Origin of the sequence: Nisaea sp. (assembly GCF_039990255.1) — a bacterium.
Classification (GTDB): Bacteria; Pseudomonadota; Alphaproteobacteria; order Thalassobaculales; family Thalassobaculaceae; genus Nisaea.
This window is the reverse complement of sequence record NZ_JBDXGG010000018.1, coordinates 1,465,255-1,484,111: the sequence shown is the minus strand read 5'-3', so window position 1 is coordinate 1,484,111 and position 18,857 is coordinate 1,465,255. Positions and strand designations below refer to the sequence as shown.

19 protein-coding genes are annotated in these 18,857 nt (G+C 57.6%); all 19 read left to right on the top strand.

Annotated elements, in window-relative coordinates:
• Positions 1 to 205 precede the first annotated feature (205 nt).
• The 19 genes from ABJ076_RS17335 (at position 206) to ABJ076_RS17245 (ending at position 18,584) form a co-directional block, all read left to right on the top strand.
• Positions 206 to 571: an NADH-quinone oxidoreductase subunit A gene (locus ABJ076_RS17335; RefSeq protein WP_348185689.1), complete on the top strand. Its 366-nt coding sequence runs from the start codon at positions 206 to 208 to the stop codon at positions 569 to 571.
• Positions 562 to 1,119: an NADH-quinone oxidoreductase subunit B gene (locus ABJ076_RS17330; RefSeq protein ID WP_193170529.1), complete on the top strand. Its 558-nt coding sequence runs from the start codon at positions 562 to 564 to the stop codon at positions 1,117 to 1,119. The genes ABJ076_RS17335 and ABJ076_RS17330 overlap by 10 nt, the downstream gene beginning before the upstream one ends.
• A 40-nt stretch (positions 1,120 to 1,159) precedes the next feature.
• A complete protein-coding gene (locus tag ABJ076_RS17325; RefSeq protein WP_348185686.1) occupies positions 1,160 to 1,792 on the top strand; it encodes an NADH-quinone oxidoreductase subunit C in 633 nt (210 codons plus the stop codon).
• On the top strand, positions 1,792 to 2,970 hold the full coding sequence (locus ABJ076_RS17320; protein ID WP_348185683.1) for an NADH-quinone oxidoreductase subunit D: 1,179 nt from the start codon (positions 1,792 to 1,794) through the stop codon (positions 2,968 to 2,970). The genes ABJ076_RS17325 and ABJ076_RS17320 overlap by 1 nt, the downstream gene beginning before the upstream one ends.
• A complete protein-coding gene (nuoE, locus tag ABJ076_RS17315) occupies positions 2,967 to 3,644 on the top strand; it encodes an NADH-quinone oxidoreductase subunit NuoE (RefSeq protein ID WP_348185681.1) in 678 nt (225 codons plus the stop codon). The genes ABJ076_RS17320 and nuoE overlap by 4 nt, the downstream gene beginning before the upstream one ends.
• The gene (gene nuoF, locus ABJ076_RS17310) at positions 3,644 to 4,948 is read left to right on the top strand and encodes an NADH-quinone oxidoreductase subunit NuoF (RefSeq protein ID WP_348185678.1); all 1,305 of its coding nucleotides are present in this window, start codon (positions 3,644 to 3,646) and stop codon (positions 4,946 to 4,948) included. The genes nuoE and nuoF overlap by 1 nt, the downstream gene beginning before the upstream one ends.
• A 36-nt stretch (positions 4,949 to 4,984) precedes the next feature.
• The gene (gene nuoG / locus ABJ076_RS17305; RefSeq protein WP_348185675.1) at positions 4,985 to 7,081 is read left to right on the top strand and encodes an NADH-quinone oxidoreductase subunit NuoG; all 2,097 of its coding nucleotides are present in this window, start codon (positions 4,985 to 4,987) and stop codon (positions 7,079 to 7,081) included.
• 14 nt (positions 7,082 to 7,095) lie between these two features.
• Positions 7,096 to 8,118: an NADH-quinone oxidoreductase subunit NuoH gene (gene nuoH / locus ABJ076_RS17300; RefSeq protein ID WP_348185672.1), complete on the top strand. Its 1,023-nt coding sequence runs from the start codon at positions 7,096 to 7,098 to the stop codon at positions 8,116 to 8,118.
• Positions 8,119 to 8,177: 59 nt separating this feature from the next.
• The gene (gene nuoI, locus ABJ076_RS17295; RefSeq protein WP_036553121.1) at positions 8,178 to 8,666 is read left to right on the top strand and encodes an NADH-quinone oxidoreductase subunit NuoI; all 489 of its coding nucleotides are present in this window, start codon (positions 8,178 to 8,180) and stop codon (positions 8,664 to 8,666) included.
• Between the two features lie 96 nt (positions 8,667 to 8,762).
• Positions 8,763 to 9,368: an NADH-quinone oxidoreductase subunit J gene (locus ABJ076_RS17290; RefSeq protein ID WP_348185669.1), complete on the top strand. Its 606-nt coding sequence runs from the start codon at positions 8,763 to 8,765 to the stop codon at positions 9,366 to 9,368.
• Positions 9,369 to 9,373: 5 nt separating this feature from the next.
• Positions 9,374 to 9,682, top strand: a complete 309-nt coding sequence (gene nuoK, locus ABJ076_RS17285; protein WP_348185937.1) for an NADH-quinone oxidoreductase subunit NuoK — start codon at positions 9,374 to 9,376, stop codon at positions 9,680 to 9,682.
• A gap of 6 nt (positions 9,683 to 9,688) precedes the next feature.
• Positions 9,689 to 11,620, top strand: a complete 1,932-nt coding sequence (nuoL, locus tag ABJ076_RS17280) for an NADH-quinone oxidoreductase subunit L (RefSeq protein WP_348185667.1) — start codon at positions 9,689 to 9,691, stop codon at positions 11,618 to 11,620.
• 4 nt (positions 11,621 to 11,624) lie between these two features.
• The gene (locus ABJ076_RS17275; RefSeq protein WP_348185665.1) at positions 11,625 to 13,136 is read left to right on the top strand and encodes an NADH-quinone oxidoreductase subunit M; all 1,512 of its coding nucleotides are present in this window, start codon (positions 11,625 to 11,627) and stop codon (positions 13,134 to 13,136) included.
• 16 nt (positions 13,137 to 13,152) lie between these two features.
• Positions 13,153 to 14,613, top strand: coding sequence for an NADH-quinone oxidoreductase subunit NuoN (gene nuoN, locus ABJ076_RS17270; RefSeq protein WP_348185662.1), 1,461 nt, complete (start codon positions 13,153 to 13,155; stop codon positions 14,611 to 14,613).
• A 56-nt stretch (positions 14,614 to 14,669) separates the two neighbouring features.
• Positions 14,670 to 15,422, top strand: coding sequence for a biotin--[acetyl-CoA-carboxylase] ligase (locus ABJ076_RS17265; RefSeq protein ID WP_348185659.1), 753 nt, complete (start codon positions 14,670 to 14,672; stop codon positions 15,420 to 15,422).
• Positions 15,422 to 16,225, top strand: coding sequence for a type III pantothenate kinase (locus ABJ076_RS17260; RefSeq protein ID WP_348185657.1), 804 nt, complete (start codon positions 15,422 to 15,424; stop codon positions 16,223 to 16,225). Before ABJ076_RS17265 ends, ABJ076_RS17260 begins: the two co-directional genes overlap by 1 nt.
• Positions 16,222 to 17,889 (top strand): ribonuclease J, encoded by a 1,668-nt coding sequence (locus ABJ076_RS17255; RefSeq protein ID WP_348185654.1) that lies wholly within the window; start codon positions 16,222 to 16,224, stop codon positions 17,887 to 17,889. Before ABJ076_RS17260 ends, ABJ076_RS17255 begins: the two co-directional genes overlap by 4 nt.
• A 23-nt stretch (positions 17,890 to 17,912) precedes the next feature.
• The gene (gene mce, locus ABJ076_RS17250; protein WP_348185651.1) at positions 17,913 to 18,317 is read left to right on the top strand and encodes a methylmalonyl-CoA epimerase; all 405 of its coding nucleotides are present in this window, start codon (positions 17,913 to 17,915) and stop codon (positions 18,315 to 18,317) included.
• Positions 18,318 to 18,332: 15 nt separating this feature from the next.
• Positions 18,333 to 18,584 (top strand): DUF1467 family protein, encoded by a 252-nt coding sequence (locus tag ABJ076_RS17245; RefSeq protein WP_028464852.1) that lies wholly within the window; start codon positions 18,333 to 18,335, stop codon positions 18,582 to 18,584.
• The last annotated feature ends 273 nt before the right edge of the window (positions 18,585 to 18,857 follow it).

Sequence of the window (18,857 nt, the reverse complement as noted above, 5' to 3'; positions counted from 1 at the left end):
AATTCTGAGATTGTAAGCGACCCGGTCTTTGACCGAGGTCGCAAGAAGCGTTCAAGCGCTGGAATTTAAAGAATTCTTTCGGTCGTTCTATGGCGACACGGGCTTTTCTTGGGCGCGCTATGGAACTATAGTGCGCCCGGTAACAAGGCGTAGGTGTATCTTTGAGATCACTTCAACGCGCCGGGCATGAGAGAGAGCTGACGATATGAGCGATATCCTCCGGGAATATTTGCCTATTCTGATTTTCCTCGCCGTTGCGATCGGGCTTTGCCTCGCAATGGTGATCGGATCTCTGGTGGTCGTGAAACAGCGGCCTGATTCGGAAAAGGTTTCGTCCTACGAATGTGGCTTTGAAGCGTTCAACGATTCCCGTGGCCAGTTCGATGTACGGTTCTATCTCGTTGCCATCCTCTTCATCATTTTTGACCTTGAAGTGGCCTTCCTGTTCCCCTGGGCGATCTCGCTCGGCGGAATCGGCCTCTTTGGTTTCTGGTCGATGATCATCTTCCTCAGCGTATTGACGATCGGTTTCGTCTACGAATGGCGCAAAGGGGCATTGGAATGGGAGTGAGACCCGTTATGCAGGCTTCGCAGGATCTTCGTCCGCTTCCGCCGGGTGCCGACCAGGATGCTATCCTGAAGGCTGTCGGTGACGAGCTGAATGAAAAGGGCTTTGTCGTTGCTCAGGCGGACAAGCTCTTCAACTGGGCCCGCAGCGGCTCGCTCTGGCCGATGACCTTTGGCCTTGCTTGCTGTGCCGTCGAGATGATGCATTCGGCAGCAAGCCGTTATGATCTTGACCGGTTCGGCATGGTCTTCCGGCCAAGCCCGCGCCAGTCGGACGTGATGATTGTAGCCGGGACGCTGACCAACAAGATGGCGCCGGCTCTGCGCAAGGTTTACGACCAGATGGCTGAGCCCCGTTGGGTGCTTTCAATGGGCTCCTGCGCGAATGGCGGCGGTTACTACCATTATTCCTATTCAGTGGTCCGCGGTTGCGACCGGGTCGTTCCGGTCGATGTCTATGTGCCGGGCTGTCCACCGACGGCCGAGGCGCTTCTTTACGGGCTTCTCCAGCTTCAGAAAAAGATCAAGCGCACTTCGACGATCGCCCGCTAAAACGGGTCCGGACCAACGCCAGGCAGAGGCAGACGACAGCATGGCAGAACCGACACAAATGCAGAGAGAGCTGGCGGACTATTTGTCTGGTCAGCTCGATACCGAGCTTGTCGAGATTGGCTTTGTCCTCGACGAACTCGTGATCCGCACCCGCCAGCAATACATACTGAAGGTGCTTACCTTCCTGCGGGATGATTCGCAGTGCCAGTTCAAGTGTCTCGTCGATCTCTGCGGTACCGATTTTCCGGAGCGGGAGCAGCGATTCGATGTCGTCTATAATCTCCTCAGTGTGCAGCAGAACAACCGGATACGGGTCAAGGTCGCGACTGATGAAGCGACACCGGTTCCTTCAGCCAATGGGGTTTTCCCGTCCGCCGGCTGGTTCGAGCGCGAGACATGGGATATGTACGGGGTATTTTTCTCCGAACATCCGGACCTGCGCAGGTTGCTGACGGATTACGGTTTTGAAGGCCATCCGTTGCGGAAGGATTTCCCGCTCACGGGGCATGTCGAAGTTCGCTACGACGACGAGCAGAAGCGGGTGGTCTATGAGCCGGTAAAATTGGTTCAGGATTTCCGCAGCTTCGATTTTCTCAGCCCGTGGGAAGGCGCGCGTTCGCTCCTGCCGGGTGACGAGAAGGCGGATGAGCAGTCCGAAGAGGGGGCTTCCTGATGGCTGAAGCGCATATCAAGCCGCTTACGCTGAATTTCGGCCCGCAGCACCCTGCCGCGCACGGTGTTTTGCGTCTGGTGCTGGAAATGGACGGTGAGATCGTCGAGCGGGCCGATCCGCATATCGGTCTTCTGCATCGCGGTACCGAAAAGCTGATCGAGTACAAAACCTACCTGCAGGCTGTTCCTTACTTTGACCGGCTCGATTACGTCGCGCCGATGTCTCAGGAACATGCTTATGCGCTGGCGGTCGAGAAGTTACTGGGTATAGAGGTGCCGAAGCGCGGACAGTATATCCGGGTGCTCTATGCCGAGATCTCCCGCATCCTGAACCACCTGCTCAACATCACCACCTTCGCCATCGACGTTGGCGCCATGACGCCGCTGCTCTGGGGCTTCGAAGAACGTGAAAAGCTCATGGAGTTCTATGAGCGGGCCTGCGGGGCGCGTCTTCATGCGGCCTATTTCCGCCCGGGCGGCGTGGCCATGGATATCCCGGCTGGCCTGCTGGACGACATCATGGCCTGGACCGAAACTTTCCCCGCCCTGATGGACGATATTGAGAGCCTGCTGACGGAAAACCGGATTTTCAAGCAGCGGACCGTCGATATCGGCATAGTTACGGCTGATGAGGCGCAGGCGCTCGGCTTCAGCGGCCCGTGTATTCGTGCTTCGGGTATGCCATGGGATCTGCGCAAGTCGCAGCCTTATGACGTCTATAATGAGCTCGATTTCGATATTCCGATCGGCAAGACCGGTGATTGCTACGCGCGCTATCTGGTGCGCATCAAGGAAGTCCGGGAGAGCCTGAAGCTTATCCGGCAGTGCGTCGAGAAAATGCCGGACGGCCCCGTCAAAACAGAAGACCGTAAAGTCGCCCCGCCGAGCCGCGGCGAAATGAAGCATTCGATGGAAGCACTGATCCATCACTTCAAGCTTTATACTGAGGGTTATCACGTGCCTGCTGGCGAGACATATACAGCCGTGGAAGCGCCGAAAGGCGAATTCGCAGTGTTTCTGGTCTCTGATGGCACCAACAAGCCCTATCGCTGCAAAATCCGGGCACCTGGATTTTCGTTCCTGTCCGCCATGGACTTCTTGTCTAAAGGCCACATGCTGGCCGATACGGTCGCCATCATTGGCTCGCTTGATATTGTGTTCGGGGAGATTGACCGGTGAGCGGTATCGACATCGCCGAGAACCAGCCCGAGAGCTTCGCCTTTACGCCGGAGAATATGGCTAAGGCAGATGCAATCATTTCCAAATATCCGGAAGGCCGTCAGGCCAGCGCGGTGATGCCGTTGCTCGACCTGGCCCAGCGCCAGCACGACAACTGGATTCCGCTGGCCGCGATCGACGTGATCTCCGAGAAGCTGAAAATGCCCCGGATTCGCGTTCTGGAAGTCGCTACCTTCTATACGATGTACAATCTGAAGCCGGTTGGGAAATATTTCCTGCAGGCCTGCACGACGACGCCGTGTTGGTTGCGCGGCTCCGACCAGATGATGAAGTGCATCAAGGATAAACTCGGCCTCGACAATCACCAGACCACCGACGACGGCATGTTTACCCTGCTTGAGGTCGAATGCCTCGGAGCCTGTGCCAACGCGCCGATCCTGCAGGTGAACGACGATTTCTATGAGGATGTCGATTACGAAAGCACGGCGAAGTTGCTCGACGCTCTGAAGAAGGGCGAGGTGCCGCCCGTGGGTTCACTCTCCGGACGAAACGTTTCCGAGCCGGAGAAGGGCGCGCAGACGCTGGTGACCTATAAGGACAGTGACGCCGCGCGGACATATGACGCTGAGGTCAGCGCCGGCAAGGCCACTGACGCCAAAGTGGGAGAGAAGTGATGTTGAGGGACGAGGACCGCATCTTCACAAATCTCTATGGCTGGTTCGACTGGGGGCTTGAGGGCGCCCGCAAGCGCGGCGACTGGAGCACGACGAAACAGATCCTTAGCCGCAGCCCGGAAGACATCGTTGAAGATGTGAAGAATTCTGGTTTGCGCGGACGTGGCGGTGCGGGCTTCCCGACCGGTGTTAAATGGTCCTTCATGCCGAAAGAGGTTAAGGACAAGCCGCATTATCTCGTGGTCAACGCGGATGAGTCTGAACCGGGCACTTGCAAGGACCGGGAAATCATCCGTAACGATCCGCACAAGCTGGTTGAAGGCTGTCTGATCGGCGGTTATGCGATGCGGGCGACTGCGGCTTTCATCTATATCAGAGGCGAGTTCTACAATGAGGCGATGCGCCTCCAGGCAGCGATTGATCAGGCTTACGAGGCCGGGCTGATCGGGAAGAACGCCTGCGGTTCTGGCTACGATTTTGACGTCATCCTGCATCGCGGTGCCGGCGCCTATATATGTGGCGAGGAAACGGCGCTGCTGGAAAGTCTGGAAGGCAAGAAAGGCCAGCCGCGTCTGAAGCCCCCGTTCCCGGCTGGTGTGGGTCTTTATGGCTCTCCGACGACCGTTAACAATGTCGAGAGCATTGCGGTTGTGCCGGAAATCTTGCGGCGTGGATCTCAGTGGTTTGCCGACCTTGGGACTCCGAAAAACTCCGGCACGAAACTTTTCTGCATTTCAGGGCATGTCGAACAGCCGTGCAATGTCGAGGAAGAGATGGGCATTCCGCTCAAGGAACTGCTCGAAAAGCATTGTGGCGGTGTGATCGGCGGCTGGGACAATCTATTGGCCGTCATCCCGGGCGGATCGTCCGTGCCGATGATGCCGAAATCGGTTTGTGACGACGTGATTATGGATTTCGACACCCTGCGTGGTGTTGGTTCCGGCCTCGGTACTGCCGCGGTTATCGTCATGAACAAGCAGACCGATATCGTCCGCGCCATCGCGCGTCTCTCTTACTTCTATAAGCATGAGAGCTGCGGCCAGTGCACGCCATGTCGCGAAGGCACCGGCTGGATGTACCGGGTCATGGACCGGCTGGTGCGGGGCGAGGCCGAGGTCGAGGAAATCGACGCGCTTTATCAAGTTACCAAGCAGATCGAAGGTCATACGATCTGTGCGCTGGGCGATGCGGCAGCTTGGCCGATTCAGGGGCTGCTACGGCATTTCCGGCCGGAAGTAGAGCGCCGGATAGCGGCCCGCAAGGCCGGCGAGCCGGTCGTACCGGTAATGGAGGCTGCGGAATGATGCGCCCGACGGGAACGCGCTTGCGGGGAGATCGCAATGCCTAAATTGACAGTCAACGGGACGGAGGTTGAGGTTCCGGCTGGTGCCTCCGTGTTGCAGGCCTGTGAAGAGGCCGGCGCCGAAGTGCCGCGCTTCTGTTACCACGAGCGCTTGTCGATTGCGGGTAATTGCCGCATGTGCCTCGTTGAGATGGAGCGCTCGCCGAAACCCGTCGCGTCATGTGCGATGCCGGCCGGCGAAGGCATGGTGATCCGCACGGATACCGATCTGGTCAAAAAAGCGCGGGAAGGGGTGATGGAGTTCCTCCTCATCAACCACCCGCTGGACTGCCCGATTTGCGATCAGGGCGGCGAATGCGACCTGCAGGATCAGGCGATGGCTTTCGGTCATCATTCCAGCCGCTATGACGAAAACAAGCGGGCCGTCGAAGACAAGTATATGGGCCCGCTGGTCAACACGATCATGACCCGCTGCATTCATTGTACGCGCTGTGTCAGGTTCTCGACCGAAGTGGCCGGTGTCACCGATATGGGCCTGCTCGGTCGCGGTGAGAATGCCGAAATCACGACCTATCTGGAGAAGGCGCTCGATAGCGAGCTGTCCGCCAACGTGATCGACCTTTGTCCGGTTGGCGCATTGACATCAAAGCCTTACGCGTTCGTGGCCCGGCCTTGGGAGCTGCGTAAGACCGAGACTATCGATGTGATGGATGCACTCGGCTCGAACATCCGGGTCGATGCCCGCGGCTCTGAAGTTCTCCGCGTCCTGCCGCGTCTGCATGAAGAGGTCAACGAAGAGTGGATCTCGGACAAGACGCGTTATGCCTGTGACGGTCTGAAACGCCAGCGGCTCGACCGGCCGTATCTGCGCAAAGATGGCAAGTTGCAGCCAGTGTCCTGGGATGACGCTTTCGCCGCTATCGCTGCGAAGCTCAAAGGCCTGAAGGGGGACGAAGTCGCCGCTGTTGCTGGCGATACGGTCGATGTTGAGTCGATGTTTGCCCTGCAGGGGGTGATGGCAGCGCTGGGGTCGCCGAACCTGGATTGCCGGCAGGACGGCGCGAAGCTCGATGCGACGACACGGGCCGGTTACCTCTTCAATGCGACGATTGCCGGGATCGAAGACGCCGACGCCATTCTGATCGTTGGTGCGAACCCGCGCTGGGATGCGGCCGTTCTGAACGCACGAATCCGCAAACGCTGGCTTGAGGGTGGTCTTAAGGTCGGTGTTATTGGTGCGCCGGTCGACCTGACATACAAATACGATCACCTGGGGGCCGGTACTCAGACCCTGACGGAACTGGCGGATGGCAAGAACGCTTTCGCTTCCGTTCTGAAGGACGCTAAGCGGCCGATGATTATCCTCGGTATGGGCGCGCTCACCCGTGACGACGGGGCGGCGGTTCTGGCGACGGCTCGGAATATCGCGGAAAGCACCGGGATGCTTGTGCCCGCCTCGAAGGACGAGGAAGGTAACGAGGTTCCGGCGTGGAATGGATTCAGTGTGTTGCACACAGCCGCATCCCGTGTCGGCGGCCTCGATATCGGCTTCCTGCCGGGCAAAGGCGGAGCGGATGTTGCTGGTATGCTCGACGGTGCTTCAAAGGGCACGATCAAGGCGGTCTACCTTCTTGGTGCGGACGAGATCGATACACAGCGTCTCGGCGATGCCTTCGTGATCTATCAAGGGCACCATGGTGATCGTGGCGCACACCGCGCGGACGTCATTCTTCCGGGTGCGGCCTATACTGAAAAAGACGGTCTTTACGTTAATACAGAAGGTCGGGTGCAAATGGGCTTGCGGGCCAGCTTCCCGCCAGGAGAAGCGCGCGAGGACTGGGCCATTATCCGGGCTCTATCGGCGCATCTCGGTGCGGCATTGCCCTATGATAGCCTCGAGCAGCTCCGTGCTGCTCTGCGTAAGTCGAACGAGATCTTTACAGAGGTCGATATCGCACCGGAAGCGGCTTGGGGGCCGTTTGGTGCCGAAGGCGAAATGTCCGACACAGGTTTTGGTACCACGGTTGAGAATTTCTATATGACCGACTCGATCAGCCGGGCCTCCCAGACAATGGCCGAATGCACGGAAGTCTTTGTCCTGTCGAAGCAGGCAAAGACTGGGACCGAGGGGTGAGGAGTTAAGTGGGTATGGATGCGATCCTCGAAACCTACGTGATCCCGACAGCGATCATCTTGGCGCAGATCCTCGCCATTGTGGTGCCGCTGCTGGTGGCCGTCGCGTATCTCACTTATTTTGAACGCAAGGTGATCGGCGCCATGCAGATGCGGAAGGGACCCAACGTTGTTGGCCCGTTCGGTCTGCTGCAGCCTCTTGCCGATGGCGTGAAGCTGTTCGCCAAGGAAACGATCCTGCCGGCGGGTGCGAACAAGATCATGTTCGCAATGGCGCCCATGCTGACCTTCATTCTTGCCATGATTGCCTGGGCTGTGATCCCGTTCGATGCGGGGATGGTCCTGGCGGATATCAATGTCGGCGTGCTGTATCTCTTCGCAATTTCCTCGCTCGGGGTCTATGGCGTGATCATGGCTGGTTGGGCGTCGAACTCGAAATACGCCTTTCTTGGCGCGCTTCGGTCCGCGGCGCAGATGGTGTCCTACGAAGTCTCTATCGGTTTCGTCATGATCACTGTGCTGCTCTGCGTGGGCTCGCTTAATCTCAGTGCTATTGTCGAGGCACAGAAGACGGTCTGGTTCGCCATTCCGCTGCTGCCGATGTTCGTGATCTTCTTCGTTTCGGCGCTGGCGGAGACTAACCGGGCGCCGTTTGACCTTCCTGAAGGAGAGTCGGAGCTGGTTGCGGGATATTTCGTCGAGTATTCCTCGATGACCTTCGCCCTGTTCTTCCTCGGTGAATACGCGAACATGATCCTGATGAGCGGGATCACCGTGATCCTGTTCATGGGTGGCTGGTTGCCGTTGTTCGATATCGCACCGTTCAACTGGATACCGGGACCGATCTGGTTCTTTGCCAAGATCGCCTTCGTGTTGTTCTTCTTCCTCTGGGTCCGGGCGACCTTCCCGCGCTACCGCTACGATCAGCTGATGCGGCTGGGCTGGAAAGTGTTCCTGCCATTCTCGCTGCTCTGGGTCGTGCTGACTGCAGGTGTGCTAGTGGCGTTCGACTGGGTACCAGCGCCGGTGCTGGGATGAGGACGGATCAAATGATGCCAGACGCGACTGAAACGCGCACGATGGAGAGAGGCTGAGCCATGAGCACGTTGCAACAAAGCGCGCGCGGCCTGCTGCTGTGGGAACTGCTTTCGGGGATGTATCTGACCCTGAAGTACTTCTTCAAGCCGAAGGTGACCATCAACTATCCCTACGAGAAGGGACCGATCAGCAGCCGTTTCCGTGGTGAGCACGCCTTGCGCCGGTATCCGAACGGGGAAGAGCGCTGCATCGCCTGCAAGCTGTGCGAAGCAATCTGCCCTGCGCAGGCCATCACAATCGAGGCCGAGCCGCGTGATGACGGTAGCCGCCGGACGACTCGCTATGACATCGACATGACGAAGTGCATCTATTGCGGCTTCTGTCAGGAAGCCTGCCCGGTCGATGCCATCGTCGAAGGCCCGAACTTTGAATTCGCCACGGAAACCCGTGAAGAGCTGTTCTACAACAAGGACAAGCTGCTCGCGAACGGGGACCGCTGGGAGCGCGAGATCGCGCATAATCTGACCGTCGAAGCGCCGTACCGTTAAGGCTGCTTGGGGGCGAGGGAACATGAAGAAAGCCGATAAAATGGCTGAGATGACTCACAAAATGTCTGCCGGACTTCCGGCGGACCGGGGGCGCGGATGATCCAGGCACTCATATTCTATGTCTTTGCCGCGATCACCATTGCCTCTGGCGTCATGGTGGTCTCGTCGCGGAACCCGGTTCACTCGGTCCTGTTCCTGATCCTCGCTTTCTTCAATGCCGCGGGCCTCTTCGTTCTGATCGGCGCCGAATTCATCGCAATGATCCTCGTGGTGGTCTATGTCGGCGCGGTTGCGGTGCTGTTCCTGTTTGTCGTCATGATGCTCGACATCAATTTCGTCGAGTTGCGTCAGGGCTTTATGAAGTATCTGCCGATCGGACTGCTGATCGGGGTGGTGATCTTCGCTGAACTGTTCTTCGTGGTGACCAGTTGGGTTATCGCACCGGAACTGATTACGGCGGCACCGGCACCTGATCCGGCGGCTGTGACCAATACACATGCGATCGGCGCATTGCTCTATACCCGCTATGTCTATCTCTTCCAGTCGGCTGGACTGATCCTTCTGATCGCCATGATCGGGGCCATCGTGCTTACGCTCCGCAGCCGTCCTGGGGTCAAGCGCCAGCGTATCTCTGAGCAACTTTCCCGGACGACGGACGAGACAGTTGAAGTCGTAAAAGTGCAGCGTGGGGAGGGGGTCTGATCATGTTGGAAATCGGCCTGGCACACTACCTGACGGTTGCCGCCGTCCTCTTCACGCTCGGTATGTTTGGGATCTTCCTGAACCGAAAGAACGTGATCATCATTATGATGTCGATTGAGCTCATGCTGCTCGCTGTGAACATCAACTTGGTCACTTTCTCCGTCTTCCTTAACGATCTCGTTGGCCAGGTATTTGCACTCTTCGTGCTGACCGTAGCCGCGGCGGAGGCCGCCATCGGCCTTGCCATCCTCGTGGTGTATTTCCGTAATCGCGGAAGCATCGCGGTCGAAGACATCAACCTGATGAAAGGGTAAGGCCGGATGTACGCCGCAATCGTCTTCCTGCCGCTGCTCGGCAGTCTCATCGCTGGCTTTGGTAACCGTGCCATCGGGGATCGCCCGGCACAGCTTGTTACCTGCGCCGGAATGTTCGGTGCGCTTGGGCTCTCGATCATCGCTTTCTTTGATGTCGCGCTCGGCGGTAACCCGATTACGATCGAGCTGTTTACCTGGATCTCTTCCGGGTCAATGGAAGCGTCCTGGGCGCTCAAGTTTGACACCCTGACTGCGGTCATGCTGATCGTTGTCACCGGCGTGTCGACCATGGTGCATGTCTATTCCATCGGATACATGAGCCACGATGCGTCGAAGCCGCGTTTCATGGCATATCTCAGCTTCTTCACCTTCTCCATGCTGATGCTGGTGACGGCGGACAATCTGGTACAGATGTTCTTCGGTTGGGAAGGTGTCGGCGTTGCCTCCTATCTGCTGATTGGCTTCTGGTTCCACAAGCCGTCTGCCAATGCAGCGGCGATGAAGGCCTTCATCGTGAACCGGGTCGGTGATTTCGGATTCGCTCTCGGTATCTTCGGCACCTATCTGCTGTTCGATACGGTCGTGTTGGACGATATCTTTGCGGCCGCCCCCGAGAAAGCGGGCATGACGCTCGAGTTCCTCGGCATGGAATGGCATGCGCTGACGATCATCTGCATGCTGCTGTTCATTGGCGCCATGGGCAAGTCGGCACAGCTCGGCTTGCACACCTGGCTGCCGGACGCCATGGAAGGACCGACGCCGGTCTCAGCGCTCATTCACGCGGCAACCATGGTCACGGCCGGTGTTTTCATGGTCGCGCGTCTGTCGCCGATGATGGAATTTTCGCCTGACACACTCATGGTCATCACGATCGTCGGGGCCACAACGGCCTTTTTCGCGGCGACCGTCGGTCTCTGCCAGAATGATATCAAGCGGGTGATCGCCTATTCGACCTGTAGCCAGCTCGGCTACATGTTCTTCGCCTGCGGTGTTTCCGCCTATTCCGCCGCCATTTTCCACCTGATGACGCATGCCTTCTTCAAGGCGCTGCTTTTCCTCGGTGCTGGCTCGGTTATCCACGCTATGTCGAATGAGCAGGACATGCGCAACATGGGCGGCATCTGGAAGCACATCAAGCTCACCTACATCATGATGTGGATAGGGAGCTGGGCGCTTGTCGGCCTTCCGCCGTTCTCCGGGTTCTTTTCAAAGGATCTCATCATTGAAGTGGCGTACGCCCGTCACACAGGCGTAGGTGATTACGCCTTCTGGCTCGGTGTCGGGGCGGCCTTCATGACCGCCTTCTACAGCTGGCGTTTGCTGATCATGACCTTCCATGGCGCACCACGTGCCAATAAAGAAGTCATGAGCCACATTCATGAATCCCCGCCGGTCATGACAATACCTCTGATCGTTCTTGCGATTGGTGCGGTGTTCGCAGGCTGGCTTGGCTACCAGTATTTCGGTGGCGATCTTCGCGATCAGTTCTGGGGAGCCGCGATCTTCGTGGCTGAGGGCAACGATACGATTGAGGGTGCGCACCATGTTCCGACATGGGTGAAACTGCTGCCGATCGTGGTCACCGTCGCCGGTATCGGACTTGCTTATCTGATGTATATGTTCGTACCTGGTTTGCCGGCGAAGGTCGCCTCGACCTTCCGGCCGATCTACCTGTTCCTTTTGAACAAGTGGTATTTCGACGAGTTGTACGACACCATCTTCGTGCGGCCTGCCATGAAACTGGGCCGCATATTCTGGAAGCGTGGTGACGGGGCCATCATCGACGGCTTTGGCCCCGATGGCATCAGCCTGATTACCAAACTCGCGGCGGTCCGTGCCGGCAAGATGCAATCCGGATATGTCTACCATTATGCTTTTGCGATGATGATCGGCGTGGTTGCGATCATCTCCTGGTACATGCTGATGAGCGGGAAGTAAGACCATGAGCGATTGGCCTCTCCTCTCTCTGGTAACATTCCTGCCGCTGGCAGGGGCATTCTTCATCGCGCTGACTCGCGGGGAGGAAGAACAGGTTGCCAAGAATGCCCGCTACGTGGCGCTCTGGACCTCGCTTATCACCTTCGTGGTCTCGCTGCTGATCTGGGCCGGGTTTGACCCGACCACAGCTGACTTCCAGTTTGTCGAAAAACGCGAGTGGCTGCCGGACTGGGGCATCGGCTATCACATGGGTGTCGACGGCATCTCCATGTGGTTCGTGCTGCTGTCCACGCTGCTGACGCCGATCTGCATTCTCTCAAGCTGGGAAGCGGTGCAGAAGCGGGTCAAGGAATACATGATCGCCTTTTTGGTCCTAGAGACCCTGATGGTCGGCATGTTCTGCGCGCTTGATATTCTGGTCTTCTACATCTTCTTTGAAGGCGTGCTGATCCCGATGTTCCTGATCATCGGTGTCTGGGGCGGTGCCCGCCGCGTCTATGCGGCGTTCAAGTTCTTCCTCTACACGTTACTCGGCTCCGTGCTGATGCTGATTGCCATCCTGACGATGTATCTGCAGGCAGGAACGACGGATATTCCGGCTCTGATGGAAGCAGGCTTCGCGTCGGAACTGCAGACATGGCTCTGGCTTGCTTTCTTTGCGTCATTCGCGGTCAAGGTGCCGATGTGGCCGGTCCATACCTGGCTGCCTGATGCGCATGTTGAGGCGCCGACGGCGGGGTCCGTGATTCTGGCAGGCGTGCTCCTGAAGATGGGCGGTTACGGTTTTTTGCGCTTCTCCATTCCGATGTTCCCGGAAGCGACCGAGTATTTCGCGCCTATGGTCTTCGGTCTCAGCATTGTGGCGGTGATCTACACCTCGCTTGTCGCTCTGGTTCAGGAGGACATGAAGAAGCTGATTGCATATTCCTCAGTTGCGCATATGGGCTTTGTCACCATCGGGATGTTCACGCTGAACACCCAGGGCGTGGAAGGCTCGATCTTCCAGATGCTGAGCCACGGTGTGGTCTCAGGCGCGCTCTTCCTCTGCGTCGGCGTGGTCTATGATCGGATGCACACTCGTGAAATCGCGGCCTATGGCGGTCTGGTCGAGCGCATGCCGCGCTATGCGTTGGTCTTCATGATCTTCACCATGGGCTCGGTTGGCTTGCCGGGCACCAGCGGGTTCGTCGGCGAATTCCTGGTCCTGATGGGTGCCTTCGAGGCCAGCACCTGGCTTGCAGCCTTTGCTGCGACCGGATTGATCCTCGGTGCTGCCTACATGCTCTATCTCTATCGCAGGATCATTTTCGGTGCGCTCGACAAGGAAGCTCTCAAGCAGATCCTTGACCTGTCGCCTCGAGAGATCGCGATCTTCGCACCGCTCATCATCCTCGTTTTCTGGATGGGCATTTATCCGTCGACTTTCCTCGACATCATGTCGGTGTCTGTCGATCACTTGATCAGCAACTACCAGGTTGCGCTCGGCGAAGCCGGCGTGGCCGTGGCCGCCCGTTAGAGCAGGAGTACGACCGATGGATGCGATCACAACGCTTCCCGTGATGAGCCCGGCGGCCGGGGAAATTTTCTTGGCGGCCGCCGCCATGGCGCTGCTCATGTTCGGCGTGTTCAAAGGCGGCAAAGCGCAGGACGCGACTTCCTGGCTCGCTGTTGCGGTGCTTCTTGTCGCCGGCGGTCTGGTGATGAGCGACGGCGGTGACACCACACTGGCCTTCTTTGGTATGTTCAAGACGGGGCCGTTTGCGCAGTTCGCCAAGCTTCTTATTCTGGCCGGCTCAATTCTCTCTATCATTATGTCCCGGAGCACGTTCCGGCAGGACAGTTTTGAGCGCTTCGAGTACCCGGTTCTGATTGTGCTCGCGACGCTCGGCATGCTGATGATGGTCTCAGCAAACGACCTGATTGCGCTCTATGTCGGTCTCGAGACCCAGAGCCTGGCGCTTTACGTCATTGCCTCTATCCGCCGTGATACGCTGAAATCCACCGAAGCCGGCTTGAAATACTTCGTGCTTGGTGCGCTGTCGTCCGGGATGCTGCTTTACGGATCTTCAATGGTCTACGGCTTCGCCGGGACGACCGAGTTTGAGGCTCTAGCGACCGTATTCTCCGGATTTGATGGTCAGCAACCTTCCGTCGGCCTGATCATCGGCCTCGTGTTCGTGATCTGCGGTCTTGCCTTCAAAGTTTCCGCCGTTCCGTTCCATATGTGGACGCCCGATGTATATGAAGGCGCTCCAACCCCGGTTACGGCACTGTTTGCAGTTGCGCCGAAAGTCGCGGCATTGGCGCTCTTCCTACGGGTTCTGCTGGAGCCGTTCGGTGCACTGGTTGGCGAGTGGCAGCAGATCATTTCCCTGATTGCGGTCCTCTCCATGGCGATCGGTGCCATCGCGGCGATTGTGCAGACCAATATCAAAAGGCTGATGGCCTACAGTTCCATCGGTCATATGGGCTATGCGCTGGTCGGCCTTGCCGCTGCGAATGAAGCAGGCGTAAGCGGCATTCTGGTTTATCTCGCTCTCTACCTCTTCATGAATGTTGGTACCTTTGCCTGCATCCTGGCGATGCGCCGGCAGGGGCGCCCTGTCGAAGGCATTCATGACTTGGCGGGGCTGTCGAAGACCCATCCGGGTATGGCCGCGATGATCATGATCTTTATGTTCTCGATGGCCGGCATTCCGCCGCTTGCCGGTTTCTTCGGCAAGTGGTTCGTCTTCATGGCGGCCGTCAATGCTGGGCTTTTCGCTCTCGCGATCCTTGGTGTGATCGCCAGTGTGATCGGCGCCTTCTATTATCTCCGTATCGTTAAGATCATGTATTTTGACGAGGCGGAAGAGCCGCTGGACAGCGCTGTTCCGGGGGATCTGAAGATCATCATGACGGTGATGGCAGCCGTGACGTTGCTGTTCTTCATCGTTCCCGCGCCGCTGGTCAGCAGCGCCAAGGCGGCGGCATCAGCCCTGTTCGCCGGTTAAAGTAAGCGGCCCGGACCTGACTGAGTGTCGCGCCGGGCCACGAAGGACCTGAATATTTGAACGACGAGCGCCAGAGCCACGGCTTCAGGATTGTTGGCTACGATTCTGTATCCAGCACGAATGATGAAGCAGGCAAGCTGGCGCAGAATGGGGCTCCTAATCGGACTTTGGTCTGGGCCCGGAGCCAGAATGCCGGACGAGGACGTCTTGGCCGAACCTGGCATTCTCCTGAAGGCAATCTCTATACAACGGCTCTGTTGGACCCCGGATTGCCGCTTAGTCGTTTGCAAGAACTCTCTTTCGTTGCGTCGCTCGCCGTTCACGATACCGTCTCTGGGCTGTTGTCTGATGTGGATCTGGTGCTGAAATGGCCAAACGATGTGTTGCTTGGCGGTGCCAAGATTTCCGGCATCCTGACGGAAACGCGTGTTTGTGGAGATCATGTTGCCGCGCTGCTCGGTGTCGGCATCAATCTCGCCCACGCTCCGGAGGCCGCCCGGTACCCGACAACGTCACTCGCGGATCATCTTGCCGTACCGCCGACGGTCGAGGGACTGCTTGATCTCTATCTGACGGCGCTGTCGGCACGCTATGCGCTCTGGTGTTCAGCTGGCTTTGCACCCATCAGAGCTGCATGGTCGGAGCGATCTCGCTGGATTGGGCAGAGAGTGTCCGTCGAGAACGGCGAGCAGAAGATCGTTGGTCGATATGATGGGGTAGAGGCTGACGGGGCGATGCTCGTCACGGTCGATAGCGGTGAGAAACACAGGATTTCTGCCGGCGATGTTCGGCTTGCGGAGGGCGGCTGATGCTGCTGACGATTGATTGCGGCAATACGAACACGGTGTTTGCGGTGTTCACAGGAAATGTGAAACGCGGATCCTGGAGAGCGTCGACCAATGTCGCGCGGACTGCTGATGAATATGCGGTCTGGCTGACCCAACTGATGGCGCTTGAGGGTATCGACCGGAGCGATATTGCCGACGTAATTGTGGCAACAGTCGTTCCTGAGGTGCTCTTCAATCTGGAAAACCTGTCCCGAAAGTATTTCGACGTGGATCCCATAATCGTTGGCCGTAAGGGCGTGGATCTCGGGATCGATGTTCGGATTGAGCGGCCGACTGAGGTCGGCGCGGACCGGTTGGTGAATGCCGTGGCCGCGCATGCGGCCTACGAGGGGGCTCTGATCGTCATTGATTTTGGCACCGCGACGACCTTCGACGTGGTTGAAGCGGATGGCGGATATGCAGGTGGGGTTATCGCGCCGGGGATCAATCTTTCACTCGACGCGCTTTACCGTGCGGCGGCGCAGTTGCCACGGCTTAGCATTCGGCCGCCGGAGATGCCGGAAGAAGGATCGAACAGCCCTGTGCGGGTTATCGGAAAATCGACGGTAAGTGCCATGCATTCGGGAATATTTTGGGGATATATCGGCCTGATCGAAGGGCTGGTATCCCGCATCAAAGCAGAATACGGAACTGATATGACGGTTATTGGAACGGGCGGACTTGCGGCGATCTTTGCCGACTGCACGCCGGTTATTGAACATGTGGACGAGTCGATCACGCTACGCGGTCTGTTGCTGATCCATGAGCGGAATAAAGCGCAATGACAGCTGTGCCGAAGATCAAGGATGAAGACTTCCTGTTCCTGCCTCTTGGCGGTAGTGACGAAATCGGGATGAACCTCAACCTTTACCATTATGGTGGTAAGTGGCTGATGGTGGATCTCGGAATCTCCTTCGGCGATGACACGATGCCCGGCATCGATGTTGTATTGCCTGATCCGGAATTCATTGAGCAGCGCCGGAAGGATCTGGTCGGGCTGGTTATCACCCACGGTCACGAAGATCATATTGGGGCTATTCCCCATCTATGGCCGCGCTTGCGCTGCCCAATCTATGCGACACCCTTCACCGCCACACTAATTCGCCGGAAGCTTACCGAAGTTGGAATCCTTGAACAGGTTCAACTTATCGAGGTCGATATCTCTGCGAATTTCGTTCTCGGCCCGTTCGAGCTTCAGTTTATTACGCTGACGCACTCCATTCCGGAGGCCAACGGATTGGCGATCCGGTGTGGCGGTGGCACCGTGATGCATACAGGAGACTGGAAGTTCGATCCGGACCCGGTAATCGGGCGGACAAGCGATATCAAGGCTCTCCGTGAACTTGGCGACGAAGGTGTCCTCGCTCTGATAGGTGATTCGACGAATGTCCTGGATCCGGGCCGGTCCGGTTCCGAAGCCAGCCTGACCGAGTCTCTCGCCGAATTGTTCCGGCAGCACGATCAACGTATCGCCATCACCTGTTTCGCTTCGAACGTTGGCCGGCTTGCTAACATATCGGCTGCGGCGGCAGCTGTCGGGCGTAATGTTGCGCTGGTCGGCCGCTCGCTTTGGCGCATGTATGAAGCATCCCTGCAGAATGGCTATCTCCGTGACATTCCCGAATTTCTTTCGGAGAAGGACGCAGGCTTCATTCCGCGCGACAAGCTGGTCTTGATCTGCACCGGTTCTCAAGGAGAGTCGCGGGCCGCTCTTGCCCGAATTGCCGAGAACGCACACCAGGAAATCACGCTCGAGCGCGGTGACGTCGTCATTTTCTCGTCTCGCGAGATTCCCGGAAACGAAACGGCGATTGGTCGAGTGCAGAGCCGGCTCGTGGCACGCGGTATCGAGGTGGTGACGGAGCGGGATCATCATGTCCATGTCTCGGGCCACCCAGCGCGCGAGGAAATGGTCGAGATGTACCAGTATATCCGCCCGAAAATTGCCGTTCCGGTGCATGGGAGCCCACGTCACCTGGAGGCACATGCTCGGCTCGCACGCGAATGCCAGGTGCCGGAATCAGTCGTGCCGGGTAACGGCAGCCTGATCCGCCTTCAGGAAGGTAACGTAGAGACAATCGGATGGGTTCCGACCGGTATGCTGACCGTCGACGGCGGTAGGATAATTCCGCTTGAGTCGAGCGTGATTGGTGACCGGAAGAAAATGCTGTTCAACGGTGCAGTCTCGGCGACCGTGCTGCTGAACGGGAAGGATCAATTACACAGCGATCCGGTGCTGACCTTCAACGGAATTGCCGATGAGGGCGAAATTGACGCATTGAGTGACACCGCGAAAGATCTCATATGGGAGACGGTTGGCGCGCTCGGCAAGAAGGCGCGAGCAGACGATGACGAGGTCGGAGAAGCGGTGCGCCGGGCTGTTCGCCGTGTCGTTCGTGCTGAATATGGAAAGCGCCCAGTCACGACAGTGCATGTGCTGCGTGTCTGACGAAGAATAAAGGGGAGAAAGCCATGATCGGCCGCCTGAACCATGTTGCCATTGCCGTGCCGGATCTGGATGCTGCATGTGCGATGTATCGCGGCGCGCTTGGCGCCGGCGTCAGTGCACCGGAAGATTTGCCCGAACATGGCGTGACCGTCGTTTTTGTCGATTTGCCGAATACCAAGATCGAGCTTTTGTATCCGCTTGGGGATTCTTCACCGATTTCGGCTTTCCTTGAAAAAAACCCGTCCGGGGGCATGCATCATGTCTGCTACGAGGTGGACGACATCCTCGCGGCGAGGGATCGCCTCAAGGCTGAAGGTGCTCGCGTTCTTGGGGACGGAGAGCCGAAGAATGGCGCTCATGGCAAACCGGTTTTGTTTCTGCACCCGAAAGATTTCGCCGGCACGCTGGTCGAGCTTGAGCAAGCCTAGTCGGAGCGCACGGGTATGAATGACTGGGTTTCTATCGTTGTTGTTTTTCTGCTGCTCTGGTGGTGGTTCTTCCTGATGGCTCTGCCGATCGGCGTGCGCGTTGTGGAGGAGCCCGAGGAGGGGCATGCTCCAAGTGCACCCAAGCGACCGCATCTCTGGAAGAAAGCATTGGGAGCCACGATTGTGGCACTCCTTGCCACAACCTTGATCAACTACATCATTGCAGCCGATCTGTTCTCGTTCCGGGATGCTATTCAGAATTGGTAACGGCTGGGCCGGGAGAGGCCGGGGCTGACAAGGAACCAAGTCTGATAAAGAAAAGGTGGCACCAAGAAAAACGGCAAGATCCATAAGATCTTGCCGGCGAATTTTTTTTATGATTCGACCGCAGCGCTTTAACGCTGTGGTTCGCTTCCTCCCTAAACTCGGGCCAAATTCGCGGCTCGGACTTATTCTTTTTTTTATTAATGGGGACCATATGACATGTTGGTGAAGGCGTCACTATTTTTTTTGCGCCTAGGTCAAATGATATCGATTCTC

Coding starts and splice junctions, on each gene's coding strand:
- ABJ076_RS17335 (WP_348185689.1), top strand. CDS start 206: ATGAGCGATATCCTCCGGGAATATTTGCCTATTCTGATTTTCCTCGCC.
- ABJ076_RS17330 (WP_193170529.1), top strand. CDS start 562: ATGGGAGTGAGACCCGTTATGCAGGCTTCGCAGGATCTTCGTCCGCTT.
- ABJ076_RS17325 (WP_348185686.1), top strand. CDS start 1,160: ATGGCAGAACCGACACAAATGCAGAGAGAGCTGGCGGACTATTTGTCT.
- ABJ076_RS17320 (WP_348185683.1), top strand. CDS start 1,792: ATGGCTGAAGCGCATATCAAGCCGCTTACGCTGAATTTCGGCCCGCAG.
- nuoF (WP_348185678.1), top strand. CDS start 3,644: ATGTTGAGGGACGAGGACCGCATCTTCACAAATCTCTATGGCTGGTTC.
- nuoG (WP_348185675.1), top strand. CDS start 4,985: ATGCCTAAATTGACAGTCAACGGGACGGAGGTTGAGGTTCCGGCTGGT.
- nuoH (WP_348185672.1), top strand. CDS start 7,096: ATGGATGCGATCCTCGAAACCTACGTGATCCCGACAGCGATCATCTTG.
- nuoI (WP_036553121.1), top strand. CDS start 8,178: ATGAGCACGTTGCAACAAAGCGCGCGCGGCCTGCTGCTGTGGGAACTG.
- ABJ076_RS17290 (WP_348185669.1), top strand. CDS start 8,763: ATGATCCAGGCACTCATATTCTATGTCTTTGCCGCGATCACCATTGCC.
- nuoL (WP_348185667.1), top strand. CDS start 9,689: ATGTACGCCGCAATCGTCTTCCTGCCGCTGCTCGGCAGTCTCATCGCT.
- ABJ076_RS17275 (WP_348185665.1), top strand. CDS start 11,625: ATGAGCGATTGGCCTCTCCTCTCTCTGGTAACATTCCTGCCGCTGGCA.
- nuoN (WP_348185662.1), top strand. CDS start 13,153: ATGGATGCGATCACAACGCTTCCCGTGATGAGCCCGGCGGCCGGGGAA.
- ABJ076_RS17260 (WP_348185657.1), top strand. CDS start 15,422: ATGCTGCTGACGATTGATTGCGGCAATACGAACACGGTGTTTGCGGTG.
- ABJ076_RS17255 (WP_348185654.1), top strand. CDS start 16,222: ATGACAGCTGTGCCGAAGATCAAGGATGAAGACTTCCTGTTCCTGCCT.
- mce (WP_348185651.1), top strand. CDS start 17,913: ATGATCGGCCGCCTGAACCATGTTGCCATTGCCGTGCCGGATCTGGAT.
- ABJ076_RS17245 (WP_028464852.1), top strand. CDS start 18,333: ATGAATGACTGGGTTTCTATCGTTGTTGTTTTTCTGCTGCTCTGGTGG.